This window comes from Picosynechococcus sp. PCC 11901 (genome assembly GCF_005577135.1).
Taxonomy (GTDB): domain Bacteria; phylum Cyanobacteriota; class Cyanobacteriia; order Cyanobacteriales; family MRBY01; genus MRBY01.
Genome location: NZ_CP040360.1, coordinates 1393699 through 1407153, shown reverse-complemented (window position 1 = coordinate 1407153; position 13455 = coordinate 1393699). Strand labels below are relative to the sequence as shown.

General features: G+C 49.2%; 13 protein-coding genes. 10 read left to right on the top strand and 3 right to left on the bottom strand.

What is annotated here, in order from left to right:
- The first annotated feature begins 4 nt into the window (after positions 1–4).
- Positions 5–949: a F0F1 ATP synthase subunit gamma gene (locus FEK30_RS07765; protein ID WP_030005967.1), complete on the top strand. Its 945-nt coding sequence runs from the start codon at positions 5–7 to the stop codon at positions 947–949.
- A gap of 303 nt (positions 950–1252) precedes the next feature.
- Entirely contained in the window at positions 1253–2017 is a 765-nt protein-coding gene (gene psb29, locus FEK30_RS07760; RefSeq protein WP_062436490.1) for a photosystem II biogenesis protein Psp29, read from the top strand.
- 54 nt (positions 2018–2071) lie between these two features.
- Here psb29 and FEK30_RS07755 read toward each other — a convergent pair whose 3' ends face one another.
- Positions 2072–2545: a DNA-binding protein gene (locus FEK30_RS07755; protein WP_138072741.1), complete on the bottom strand. Its 474-nt coding sequence runs from the start codon at positions 2543–2545 to the stop codon at positions 2072–2074.
- 251 nt (positions 2546–2796) lie between these two features.
- On the opposite strand from FEK30_RS07755, the gene cimA reads away from it, so the two are divergent.
- The 7 genes from cimA to FEK30_RS07720 all read left to right on the top strand — a co-directional run bounded on the left by cimA (position 2797) and on the right by FEK30_RS07720 (position 10806).
- Entirely contained in the window at positions 2797–4413 is a 1617-nt protein-coding gene (cimA, locus tag FEK30_RS07750) for a citramalate synthase (protein WP_138072739.1), read from the top strand.
- Positions 4414–4763: 350 nt separating this feature from the next.
- A complete protein-coding gene (locus FEK30_RS07745; RefSeq protein ID WP_012306358.1) occupies positions 4764–5264 on the top strand; it encodes a DUF2231 domain-containing protein in 501 nt (166 codons plus the stop codon).
- A gap of 3 nt (positions 5265–5267) precedes the next feature.
- Complete coding sequence (locus tag FEK30_RS07740; RefSeq protein ID WP_138073767.1) at positions 5268–5867, top strand: DUF2231 domain-containing protein; 600 nt, start codon at positions 5268–5270, stop codon at positions 5865–5867.
- 19 nt (positions 5868–5886) lie between these two features.
- Positions 5887–6780, top strand: a complete 894-nt coding sequence (locus tag FEK30_RS07735) for a cytochrome c oxidase subunit II (protein WP_138072737.1) — start codon at positions 5887–5889, stop codon at positions 6778–6780.
- Between the two features lie 82 nt (positions 6781–6862).
- Positions 6863–8518, top strand: coding sequence for a cytochrome c oxidase subunit I (ctaD, locus tag FEK30_RS07730; RefSeq protein ID WP_030005960.1), 1656 nt, complete (start codon positions 6863–6865; stop codon positions 8516–8518).
- A gap of 117 nt (positions 8519–8635) precedes the next feature.
- The gene (locus FEK30_RS07725; RefSeq protein ID WP_138072735.1) at positions 8636–9229 is read left to right on the top strand and encodes a cytochrome c oxidase subunit 3; all 594 of its coding nucleotides are present in this window, start codon (positions 8636–8638) and stop codon (positions 9227–9229) included.
- Positions 9230–9315: 86 nt separating this feature from the next.
- The gene (locus FEK30_RS07720; protein WP_138072734.1) at positions 9316–10806 is read left to right on the top strand and encodes a GMC oxidoreductase; all 1491 of its coding nucleotides are present in this window, start codon (positions 9316–9318) and stop codon (positions 10804–10806) included.
- Here the strand turns inward: FEK30_RS07720 and FEK30_RS07715 are convergent, their stop codons facing one another.
- Positions 10807–11664 carry a pentapeptide repeat-containing protein gene (locus tag FEK30_RS07715; protein WP_138072732.1) on the bottom strand — a complete coding sequence of 286 codons (858 nt, stop codon included), beginning with the start codon at positions 11662–11664 and terminating at the stop codon, positions 10807–10809. It abuts the gene before it with no gap.
- Positions 11665–12206: 542 nt separating this feature from the next.
- Entirely contained in the window at positions 12207–12749 is a 543-nt protein-coding gene (locus tag FEK30_RS07710; protein WP_138072730.1) for an HD domain-containing protein, read from the bottom strand.
- 152 nt (positions 12750–12901) lie between these two features.
- On the opposite strand from FEK30_RS07710, the gene ureE reads away from it, so the two are divergent.
- A complete protein-coding gene (gene ureE / locus FEK30_RS07705; RefSeq protein ID WP_012306349.1) occupies positions 12902–13351 on the top strand; it encodes an urease accessory protein UreE in 450 nt (149 codons plus the stop codon).
- The last annotated feature ends 104 nt before the right edge of the window (positions 13352–13455 follow it).

The following is a 13455-nucleotide window of genomic DNA, read 5'->3' as shown; positions in this document are numbered from 1 at the left end:
ACTCATGCCAAACCTAAAGGGGATTCGCGACCGGATTCAATCCGTCAAAAATACCAAGAAAATTACCGAAGCGATGCGTCTGGTGGCCGCGGCAAAAGTACGTCGTGCCCAAGAACAGGTGACTTCCACCCGTCCCTTTGCTAACACCCTCTTGCAGGTACTCTATAGCCTCAAGAGTCGTCTCCGCCTTGAAGAAGCAGATTTGCCCCTCCTCAAGCAACGGGAAGTAAAGTGTGTCGGTCTGTTAGTTATCACTGGCGATCGCGGCCTTTGTGGGGGCTACAACGCCAACATCATCCGCAAAGCCGAACAAAGAGCAAAAGAATTAGCAGCGGCTGGTATCAGCTACAAGTTTGTGCTAGTGGGCCGTAAAGCGGTGCAATATTTCCAGAATCGCCAAGCTCCCGTTGCTAAAACCTATGCTGGTTTAGAACAAATTCCTTCGGCAGCAGAAGCGTCGGACATTGCCGATGAACTGCTTTCTTTGTTCCTCTCGGAAGAAGTGGACAAAATTGAACTAATTTACACACGCTTTGTGTCTTTGATTAGTTCTCAACCCGTTGTGCAAACGCTGTTGCCTTTGGTGCCTGAAGCGCTCACCAACCCTGACGACGAAACTTTCAACCTGATTACCCGGGGCGGTAAGTTCCAAGTTGAACGGGAAAAGGTGGCGACTGAAGTTAAAGAACTGCCCGCAGATATGATCTTCGAGCAGGATCCGAAGGACATTTTGAATGCCTTGTTGCCGCTATATCTCAGCAACCAACTGCTGCGGGCGCTCCAGGAAGGGGCAGCCAGTGAGTTGGCAGCACGGATGACGGCGATGAACAATGCCAGTGACAATGCTTCTGAACTGATGAAAACCTTGACGTTGTCCTATAACAAGGCTCGTCAGGCAGCGATTACCCAGGAGCTATTGGAAGTGGTTGCCGGTGCAAATGCACTCTAAAAGACGAACAAGTCATTCCCATTGCCGTCACTAACGCCAACGGTTACTTGAGGACGGCTTTAATAACATGAAAGGGTGGCATAACCATGTCACTCTTTTTTTATAGTGGCCTAGGAAAGCGATCGCCAAAGAGTTTTAAGGAGTTTTTAGAGGGGATCAATTTACCGACCAAAGGAGATTTTTTGGAGTGAATTTTAATTGAAATATCGCGCTGTTAATAATCTGCCCCAGACCCATCACCTTGGCAAACGCCTCTGGAAACGTCAAAATAGAATATTGAAATGTCAATTGTGGGTTCCATTTGTGAGTCAAGTTCGCACCGTTTCCGATACGAAGCGTGATTTTTATACACATCATACTCGGCCAATTAATTCGATTTTTCGGCGCGTCGTCGAAGAACTTTTGGTTGAAATGCATTTACTGTCGGTGAACGCCGATTTTCGCTACGATCCTTTCTATGCGCTGGGCGTCGTCACTTCCTTTGAGCGCTTTATGCAAGGCTATCGCCCAGAGGCGGATAAAGTTTCTATTTTCCAAAGCATGTGCCAAGCGATTGGGGGCGACGCCAACCGTTACAAAGAAGATGCAATGGCCCTGGTTGAACTGGCAAAACGTTGTTCTGGGACGCAACTGATTGAGTGCTTCCGGCAAGATGTGCCCCCCGAAGGTGCCCAGGAATTATGGGAAAAAATTGAGGCGATCGCCAAAAATGATCACTTCAAATATAGTCGGTTGTTTGCCATTGGCGTCTATACTTTTTTGGGTGAATCAGAGCCGCAACTCCTCGAAGACACCGAGAAGCGCGACGAAATGCTGACCACGGTCACCGCAGGTCTGAATCTCCCTGAGGAGAAAATGAAAAAAGACTTAGATCTTTATCGCAGCAATCTCGAAAAAATGAATCAAGTCCTAGAGGTTTTAGAAGATGCCCTCGCCGTAGAACGGCAACGTCGAGAAAAGGCAGAAGCAGAGGCGAAGGCTAAAGCAGCAGAAGCCACCGTAGCGACTGAAACCAACGACGAACAAGACGAACAAAAAGAAACCAGTGAATCCGGCTCCGATGCTTAGGATGACTTGTGCGCAACCTTGATTCTTAAATGTTATTTACTAACACCTTGATCCTCAGGACTTTTGATTGCCTTTGTGGGGCAAAAACTGCAGATCAAGGTGTTCTTTAATGGGTAATTGTGGCGGTGAAATCGTTCCCTCTTCTACGGTGTCGATAATCGCCTGTTCTTGAATAAAAAATTCTCCGAAATCTTGTTGCTGGAGTTGTAACTCATGAAATTGTAATTGCCCGGCGATCGCCAATTCTGCCCCAGGCTCCGGCAGCGGAGTTTCCGTAATCACCCAGATGCGCCCGGTGCTGTCCTGCAATTCGTAAGCACCTTGATCGAGGAGAGGCACCCGCTGGGTTACAGTTCCCTGGACATAGACCTCAGCCCCTGGTGACACAGCCCCAAGACTGGCGATGGGCTGCCTGGTTGTACCCAGGTTTTCCTGTTGAGATAAAACTGTCCAAGGAGTACAGCCGATTAAATTTACTGCGATGAAGCCGCTAAGACACCACCGACTAACTTTGAAGGCGATCGCCATAGACAACACAAGCTTATAAACGCATCACAAAATCAAAAAAGTATCTCCAGTGTACTCGATTCCCCAGAAGCTTCAAAAATCTTGGGGCCAGTGATCAATGTTTCCAAAGAAATGTCTAGAAAATTTAGCGATGTGCTGACCCCGAAATATCAACAAGATTGTCTAAGTTTGTGGAATCGTATCGAGGCCCGCCTTAGCCAGAAACTCCCTTGCTAGGATCAAAAGCAGCATTTCTAGTCGACGGTTCCCCTATGGTTTCTCCCCAAAACCCAGTTCAGATCTACGACACCACCCTCCGCGATGGTTGTCAGCGAGAAGGGCTTGCCCTCTCCCTCGAAGATAAAGTCCGCATCGCCCAACACCTCGACCGCCTCGGCATTCCTTTTATTGAAGGGGGCTGGCCAGGGGCAAATCCCAAGGATGAACAATTTTTTCTACATCTCCGGGAATATCCACTCCAGCAAGCGAAAATTGTTGCTTTTTGTTCAACACGACGTCCCCATTCCGCCGTCGAAACAGACGCTCTACTCCAGGCATCCCTCCGGGCGCAAACCCACTGGATTACTCTTTTTGGCAAATCCTGGGATCTCCATGTCACCCTCGGTTTAGGCACTACTTTGACAGAAAATTGCGCGATGATCCGGGAGAGTCTCGCCTATCTAAAATCCCAAAATCGGCGGGTAATCTATGATGCCGAACATTGGTTTGATGGCTACCAACAAAACCCCGAATATGCCCTCAAAACCCTCGAAGCAGCGATTCAAGGGGGAGCTGAATATCTAGTTTTGTGCGATACCAACGGCGGCACATTGCCCCAAGGAATTATGACCAGTCTCCAGGATATTCAACGGGCATTTCCGGATCTCAAGATTCCCCTCGGCATCCACACCCACAACGATTCGGGGATGGCGGTGGCCAATGCAGTGATGGCCGTGCAAGCCGGAGCCACCATGGTCCAGGGCACCATCAATGGCTATGGCGAACGGTGTGGTAATGCCAATTTATGTACGTTAATTCCTACCTTGCAGCTGAAGTTAAATCAGCCTTGTCTCGCACCGGAAAAACTACAACAGCTCACCAGTACAAGCCGCTTAATCAGCGAAATTGTCAATCTAGCTCCCGATGACCATGCGCCCTATGTGGGTCGTTCGGCTTTTGCCCATAAGGGAGGAATTCATGTCTCAGCAGTGCAAAAAAATGCCCTCACCTATGAACATATTGATCCGCAAACGGTGGGCAATGAGCGGCGTATTGTTGTGTCAGAACAGGCGGGATTAAGCAATATTTTGGCTAAGGCGAAAAGCTTCGGCATTGCCTTAGAGAAAACGGATCTGGCCAGTCGGACGATCCTGCAGAAATTAAAGGATTTGGAGCATGAAGGCTACCAATTTGAAGCGGCAGAGGCGAGTTTTCAGTTGTTAATCCGCTCGGCATTGGGGCATCGGCAGGAATTTTTCAAGCTGCGGGGATTCCATGTGAATTGTGATGTGGGAGAAACTCAAAGTACGGCGATCGCCACGATCAAGTTAGAAGTGAACGGGAAAAATTTGCTCGAGGCAGCAGAGGGCAATGGCCCCGTTTCGGCCTTGGATCAGGCGTTGCGGAAGGTGTTGACGAAATTTTACCCAGAGATTGCCGAGTTCCAATTGACGGATTATAAAGTACGAATTTTGGATGGGGCAGCGGGCACTGGTGCAAAAACCAGGGTTTTGGTGGAATCAAGTGATGGCCTGGAACGGTGGACGACGGTGGGCGTATCAGCCAATATTCTTGAGGCATCCTATCGGGCTGTGGTCGAGGGTATTGAGTATGGTCTGTTGCGGCGATCGCCTTATCCCTCTGTGCCTTTACCTGTGGCAACCCTGTGACTCTAACTCTGCGGGGATGGTGTAGATTTTTTGACCCATTTTCCGATGCGGGAGAGTTGACATTTAGAGGCGATCGCCACCCCTCCTTTTTTGATCTGAGCTAGTATGGTTTGCAAGTCAAAATACCTAAAAAATTTTGGGTATCAGTATTCCTCATTGCCGTCTCTTGTTCTAGTTTCCGGACTCACTCAACTCAGATTTTTAGTTTATTTTCTGGTTCTGGTGTTGATCTACTATGACCCAAACCTACCAAACCCAAAGGACTCTCTTTTTGGAAAATTAGTAACTTAAAAGTTGCTAAGGCTTCAGAATTCTTGGGGACTGGGTCGCATCCTCTCCATGCAATTTTCATGTTTGATAATCTTCTTCCCCCCCTCAACGAGCATAATCTGCCCTATCCCGACACAATTCACCCGATTGTGGTGCATTTTGTGATTGCGATGGTGTTATTTGCTTTTTTCTGTGATGTGCTTGGCTATTTCAGCCGCAACAGCAAACTCTATGAAGTGAGCTGGTGGAATATGTTCGTCGCCACGGTTTCGATTTTTATTGCCATTATCTTCGGACAAATCGAAGCAGGTTTGGCGATCGCCTACGATGCCGTTGAACCCGTGCTGAATCTCCACACGATCATTGGTTGGTCTTTGTCGGGGATTATCGCGGCCTTGACTGGTTGGCGCTACGTGATTCGCTCTAAAAACCCGGAAACCTTGCCGATGTCCTATCTGGGTATGGGAGCAATTTTGACGGGAATTGTCTTTTTCCAGGTTTATCTCGGCGATAAATTGGTCTGGGTTTACGGGCTCCACACCACAGAGATTGTCCAAGCAGCGAAAGAGGGACTTTTATAAGTGATGTATTCTGATCTGATCCATCAACTCGATTTGGGGGCAAACGGCTTACCCTACAGCATTCCCATCCACCCAAATCTGGTGCATCTGACCCTGGGGCTGTTCATCATTGGTATTGCTTTCGATATTGTCGGTGTATTTTTTACTTTTGAGCGTCCCATTTTTAAATATCTGGCGATCCCGGCCACCCGTTCTAATTTCTTTGATGTGGGCTGGTACAACATGGTGGCGGCGTCAATCATTACCTTTTTTACGGTGGCGGCGGGTTTCTACGAAATGCTGTTGATGGATGCCCCGTCTGAGGTAAAAAGTGCCTGGAATTTTAATGCGATAGATACGATGATTTGGCACGGCATCGGCGGCGTGCTGTTACTGGCGTTAATCGTTGGCATGACGGTTTGGCGAGGCTTTCAGCGCTATGTGTGGCGCAGCGATCGCAGTCGCCAGGTGCAATGGTGGTATCTGTTGGCGGGACTGGTGATTATGTTTGTGATGTATGTCCACGGCACTTTGGGCGCTCAGTTAGCCGCAGAATTTGGCGCGCACAATACAGCAGGTCATCTGCTCCGGCTCGGCGAAGATCCCAATGTGCTGTTGCGGTAGGGGTGAGGAACATTAGGCTATGAAATTAAAAACAATTATTTCACTTTCGGCGATCGCCCTAATTTTAGGGATATTTAGCTACAACGTCGGGCAATGGTCTTACAGTTGGTTGCCGCCCCAGGCTTCCGTGGAATCCCAACTGGTGGATCGGCTCTTTAGCACCCTGGTGGCGATCGGGACATTTATCCTGTTCGGCGTTGCCGGCACGATGACCTATTCGATCCTCTTCCACCGGGCAGGACGCTATGACACCAGCGACGGTCCCCCCATCGAAGGCAACGTCAAATTAGAAATTATCTGGACAACGATCCCCTTTTTGATTGTCATTTATCTCGCCTATTTCAGCTATCAAACCTACCGCGAGATGAATATCCAACCTCCGGGACATATGCACCAAGAGGCTTTAGTGACCAATGTTTCTACAGGGAAAACCACCATGGAGATGCCCGTCACCAATGTGGAAGTCACTGCCAAGCAATGGGCCTGGATTTTCCATTACCCCGAAAAAAATATTACCAGCACCGAACTCCATCTCCCGGTAAATCAACGCGCCCACTTCATTCTGCGATCGCCCGATGTGATCCATGGCTTTTTTATCCCTGCCTTTCGGGTGAAGCAGGACGTGATCCCCTTTGAAGACACCGATTTTGAATTTACACCGATCAAAACAGGGAAATACCGCATCCGTGATTCCCAATTTAGTGGCACTTATTTCGCAGCGATGCAAGCAGATGTGGTGGTGGAATCCCAGGAAGACTACCAAACCTGGTTAAACCAAGCCGCCCGCCAAACCCCGACCCCAGCGCCAAACCAAGCCGTCAGTGAATACGCCCGCCGTCAACAGAAAGAAGACCGCGCCGCCTGGAAAACCGTGCCCCCTGCGCCGCCGCCCGTGGTGAATTATCATCCCTGATTTTGTTTATTGACCTTTTTCCTCTGAATTTTTTTGTCAGTCTTCCATAAATTTTCTGTAATTCCGTAATCGCTCACAAACCATGACCCAAGCTCCCCCAGAAGCCCTGACCAACGAGGGACAACCCCTCACCAACCTGCCCAACTGGCGTACCTTCTTTTCCTTTAGTACCGACCACAAAGTCATCGGACTGCAATACATTGTCACGTCCTTTTTCTTTTTCCTCGTCGCCGGAATTTTCGCGATGATCATGCGGGGAGAATTGATTACCCCAGAACCGGATCTCGTGGATCGCACCGTTTACAATGCCCTGTTTACGATGCACGGCAGCATCATGCTCTTCGGCTGGACATTTCCGGTGTTGGCGGGCTTCGCGAATTACCTCGTTCCCCTAATGATCGGGGCGCGGGATATGGCATTCCCCCGACTGAATGCGATCGCCTTTTGGATGGTTCCGGTGTTTGGGTCGCTGTTAATCCTCAGTTTCCTGGCTCCGGGGGGACCCGCCCAATCGGGATGGTGGTCTTATCCGCCGGTGAGTATCCAGAATCCAGCAGGGGTTTTACTCAATGGTGAATTTCTCTGGTTGGTTTCCGTTGCCCTGTCGGGAGTTTCCTCGATCCTGGGGGCGGTGAATATTGTTACGACCATTGTGCGGATGCGGTGTCCAGGGATGGGCTGGTTTAAAACGCCGGCATTTGTCTGGACGGTGCTAGCGGCACAAATTATTCAGCTTTTTGGGTTACCCGCTTTAACTGCTGGGGCGGTGATGTTACTCTTCGATCTGACAGTGGGCACAACCTTCTTCGATGCCTCCCAGGGGGGAAGTCCAGTTCTGTACCAGCACTTTTTCTGGTTCTATTCCCACCCGGCGGTGTATGTGATGGTGTTGCCCGTCTTTGGCTTTTTCTCGGAACTGTTCCCTGTCTATGCCCGCAAGCCCTTGTTTGGCTACAAGGTGGTCGTCGTTTCCTCGATGATTATTGTTGTCCTTAGTGCGGTGGTCTGGGTACACCATATGTTCGCGAGTGGTACGCCCCCCTGGATGCGGATGTTGTTTATGTTTTCAACGATGCTCATCTCTGTGCCGACGGGGATCAAAGTTTTCGCCTGGGTGGCGACCCTCTGGGGTGGAAAATTACGCCTGGATACGCCGATGCTCTTTGCGATGGGGGGTTTGATTAACTTCGTTTTTGCAGGAATCACGGGGATTATGTTGGCATCGGTTCCGGTGGATATCCATGTGAACAATACCTACTTTGTGGTGGGGCATTTCCACTATGTGATCTACGGGGCGATTGTCTTTGGGATCTATGGGGCGGTCTACCACTGGTTCCCGAAAATGACGGGCAAGATGTACTACGAGGGTCTCGGCAAACTGCATTTTTGGTTAACGATGATCGGCACAACCTTGAACTTTCTACCGATGCACCCAGTGGGGTTAATGGGGATGCCGCGTCGGGTTGCGTCCTATGATCCGGAGTTTGCCTTCTGGAATGTGATTGCCAGTATCGGCGGTTTTATCCTCGGCATGTCCACGATTCCTTTTTTGCTCAATATGATTGCGTCCTGGATTAACGGCGATCGCGCTCCCGCAAATCCCTGGCGGGCGATCGGTTTGGAATGGCTAGTACCTTCTCCCCCGGAACATGAAAATTTCGAGGAGTTGCCCATCGTCATCGCGGAACCCTATGGCTACGGCAAATCGGAACCCCTCACGGAAAATCTGGGGGGTTAAACCCATGATTTTTTTGTTGTTGCCCCATCACCATTCGTAGGGGCGGTTCGCGAACCGCCCTTACCGTCCCTGCCGAGCACCCCTCCTACCTAGAAATTTAACACTGCGATTATTGTTATGACTGCCATCAATGAAACCCCGATCTCGGCAACAAGCCACGGACATGGAGAAGAGGATCATCGTCTGTTTGGTTTTATCGTTTTCCTCATGTCGGAAAGTGTGATTTTTATCAGCTTTTTTGTGGGTTATATCGTCTACAAACTCTCGGCAACGGATTGGTTACCGCCGGGGGTGGAGGGTTTAGAAATCCATGATCCGGCGGTTAATACGGTGGTGCTGGTTTCGAGTAGCGGTGTGATCTATCTGGCGGAGCGGTTTCTGCATAAAGAAAATCTCTGGGGCTTCCGTTTTTTCTGGCTACTCACAATGGCAATGGGGAGTTATTTTCTCTATGGTCAGGCGGTGGAATGGCAGAGTTTAGAGTTTGGGTTTACGTCTGGGGTCTATGGCGGAATTTTCTATCTGCTGACGGGGTTTCACGGCTTGCACGTCCTAACGGGGGTCTTGCTACAAGGGGTAATGCTGGGACGTTCTTTTCTGCCGAATAATTATGCGGGTGGACAGTATGGCGTAGAGGCAACGTCATGGTTTTGGCACTTTGTGGATGTGATTTGGATGATTCTTTTCGGGCTAATTTATCTCTGGCAATAATTGGGGCGATCGCCGATCTTTTTCTTGACAAAAAATTGACGAGTTTTTGCCCTACAAACATTTTTAGACATAGTGGTGTGTAAGTAATGATTATTGATGACCAAATTTATGACGTAATCGTTGTTGGAACTGGGGCAGGTGGTGGCACGATCGCCCGGAAATTGGCGGATGCAGGCAAGAAAGTATTGGTGCTAGAACAGGGGCAATTTTCCGAGAAGGAAAGCTCCGAATTAACCGAAGTCGAAGTTTTTAAAAAAGAGCAATACCACGCCCCGGAACAGTGGTACGACCAGCACGGTGAGCCATTCCATCCCCAAACCAGTTATTGCGTCGGCGGCAACACAAAAATCTATAGCGGGGTGTTGATGCGGCTCCGGGAAAAGGATTTTGAAGCGGTGGAACACAAAGATGGCATTTCCCCAGAGTGGGCGTTAAAGTACGCCGATTTTGAACCCTATTACACCGAAGCGGAAAAGTTATACCAGGTGCATGGGCAAGGCGGGGATGACTCCACGGAACCCTCCCGGAGTGAGGATTATGGCTTTCCCCCTGTTGAAAGATTGCCCCAACTCGATGCCATTGATCAGCGTTTTAGGGACTATGGTTTGCACCCGAACTATCTCCCCATCGGCATCGGGCAGGAAGGACGCACGGACTCAGAAGATACAGGCCTTAGTCCCGCCATCCGCGTCGGCGATCGCCTGACCTTGAAAACGGGAGCGCAGGTCACCTCGATCCACACCGATCCCTCCGGCAAAATCGTGAAGGGGGTGCAGGCGGTCATCCAAAACCAAGCTTTTTTGTTTGTGGGGGACATCGTGGTTTTAGCGTGCGGCGCGATTAACTCAGCGGCATTACTCCTCAAATCAGCGAACGCCAAACATGAAAACGGTTTAGGCAATAGTTCCGGGCTGGTCGGTCGCAACCTCATGAAGCAGTTGATGACGGTCATCGTGGAGCAGGAACCCACCCTTAAAGATGGTCTTTTCCAGCGATCGCTCTATGTGAATGATTTCTATTGGGGTGACCAAGATTTCCCCTATCCTATGGGTCATGTGCAGGATTCCGGCGGCATTTTGCAGGATGTTATTTTCTCCGAATCGCCCCCTTTAATATCCGTGGCAGCGAAGTTCTTACCAAAATTTGGGCTGAAACAGTTGGCGACCCGCTCCCTGGGTTGGTGGCTACAAACGGAGGATTTACCGAATCCCGAAAATCGCGTGTGGCTCAAAAATAATAAAGTTCACCTCAACTACACCGAGAATAACCTCGAAGCCCACGACCGCCTGTTATACCGTTGGCAGCAGATTCTTAAGGCGGTGGATAAGGAATTTAAAGGCACCCATCCCTACGCCCGGATGCCCATCTCCGTCGTCGCCCACCAGTGCGGCACCTGTCGCTTTGGGGAAGATCCCGCCACTTCCGTCCTCGATCTCCATTGCAAAATGCATGATCTGGAAAATCTCTACGTGGTAGACAGTAGCTTTTTCCCGTCTAGCAGTGCCACTAGCCCGATGTTGACGGTCATTGCCAATGCCCTCCGGGTTGGCGATCGCCTGTTAGAAATCCTTAGATAATTAATCCCAGTGATGTTGTCGCGCTTCTTCGACGATCCCCTGAGCTTCTTCAAGGGAAATATCATAGCGATCGCTCAATAATCGCGGAATACGGTTGCAGTCACGGTTGGGATTCATTTTTGGATGCTGGGCATAGGTAGGGAGAGCAACGTTACAAAGAAAGGGCGAGGGCTCTGCCTTGAGTTGAATGGGTTCAAGGTTAAGCACGTCCCGTGAATTGATAAAAAAGAGCAGGGCACCACTGAGATTCGCCTCGCTGAGGTTGGCATCACTCAGGAGGGTACAGTTGAGATCAGCATCACTGAGATTGGCATACCTGAGGTCAGCGCCGCTGAGGTTGGCGTATCTAAGATTCACGCGGCTGAGATTCGCATACTGGAGCGCCGCACCACTGAGGTTAGCCCCGTTGAGATTGGCGCGGCTGAGGTTAGCTCCGTTAAAATTAGCACCGCTGAGATTGGCACCACTAAAGTTGGTCTCAATTAGGCTCGCACCGCAAAAGTCAACGCCATTGAGATCCGCACCACAGAAATTAACATCATTGAGATCCGCACCGCAGAAGTCAGTGGTTTTCGTCTTTTTTGTGGCCCTGCGGAAACTGAGGAATAGGAAAATGCCGCCAACAATTGCGGCGATCGCCCGGAGGTCGCTGGCTAAAATTTCGCGATCGCGATGGGAGTCAACTAAGGTAACGTTTTCGTTTTGGGATAGATGAGGATAATTGGTTTGCTGTCTTTGGCCAGGGAGCCACCATAACCACCCCGTCATCCAGAGCACAACTGGCAAGGCGATCGCCCCCATTGTCCACCCCTTGTTAATTTTTTCCTTTGGCTGCCATGGCTTGAATCGCTTGGGCATTCTTGAGACTCCCCGAATACTGATCCCATTATTGCGTCCTCGATTTGGCAACACTCTAATCTTTATACAGGCTTCAGGATTCTCAGAAATGACAAAGGGGAATTGACACCACTACCTTCACAACACCCGATTTCTGGGGGCTGTGGAGGTAGTGGACTGACCAAAATCAGCTTTACAGTTTTGGGGAACTCAGATTTTTGTCGGTGATGAACGTTCTACCAATGTTCGGACATTGGGTGGCCGCAGCGGGCGCAGTCAAAACCTCCGGGTGGATCAACGAATGAGGGGCAACTACAACCGCTATGGGTGCATTTTCCTTTGCCGTTTACAGGGTGGTTTGGGGAAATATCTTTTCGAGGCAGCCGCCCAAATAAAAGTCCTACATTTTTGGTCGGTTGAGCGACTGGTGTAAGGGTCTTAGTATTCATCGGTTTGATCGGGTTTACGACTAGACCCCTCCAGGCTAACCTTCCCGGTTGGCGATCGCTAAAAATCGCTAAAAATCTCAAAGTTTTCGTAAATTAATAATTGAGGCATATTTCCTATAGATATTGGTCGTAATCGGATATTTTTACGATTAATCGGTGTGCAAGAAACGGACTGGCCTCACCGAGTTGTTCTAAGATAAACCGTGCTTCACTCTGGTATGCAGCTATTTTGACTTTATTCCAATGCATTGGCGGTGGTTGTAAGTTAGTAATGCGATCGCATAATTTAACCATCCATACTTCCTTAGGTTGCAATTGAATTCTGTTGATACTATCTTTCATTTGCTCAAATTTTGAAGGCAGCTCTGTATTTTTAGTCAGTGCTAAAACCCCGTCGGCAATTTCAATCCCAAAATCACGTTTTACATCCTCAAATGTAGTAGAAGTATCTTCAATGACATCATGCAACAATGCACACAAAACAAGAATGTTTGGATTGTCAATCCTCTCATGGGCTACCGTTGCTGTTGCTTCCATGGCAACCAGTCCAAGATGATTGATGTAAGGAATATCACTGCCTGGTAATTTCTGACCATTGTGTGCATTTGAAGCGAAATTCCATGCTTTTTGATATTTATCTTGATCCCAAATTTTCATTGATTACCTTTTTGTGACTATTATACGAATACTTTTCTCGTAACATTCTTTTTGTTACTTTCCCATAGAACTTTATGAAGCGATTTAGACTAAACTAATGCTTATTCCTTGAGGATTGCCGGTTTTCTTGTACTTCCATATCGCTAAAGACGATGGCTAACGCTGACTTAATCTTGACCCAAAAATATCAACCCCAGGCACCGATCCAAGTAGATCTGGAGTTGTTCCTCACCGCTGCCGAACGTCAAAAGAGCCGCCAACGCCTAGAGTTAGACAATGGCCAAGCGATTCACTTCAACTTATCCCGTGGCAGCCATATCCATCCCGATGACTACTTTCAAGACGCGACTGGCTCTACCCTCGTACAGGTTAAGGCAAAACCTGAACCCGTGGTTACCGTCACGGCCTCGACCCCTTTGGAGCTACTCAGGGCTGCCTATCACCTTGGCAACCGCCATGTACCCCTAGAGGTGCATCCCCAGTATCTCCGCTTCTCCCCTGACCACGTACTCGAAGATATGCTCACCCGACTGGGGTTGCAACTTAAACAGGAAATGTTGCCCTTTTTTCCGGAAGATGGGGCCTATGGCCATCATCACTAAGCACACAATCTGGGCGAATCCTGGGCGGTAACTCCCCAACATAAGGCGATCGCAGGATTTATACTTAAGAGTGATTCCCTTATCAACTTTTTGGTTGCCGAGCA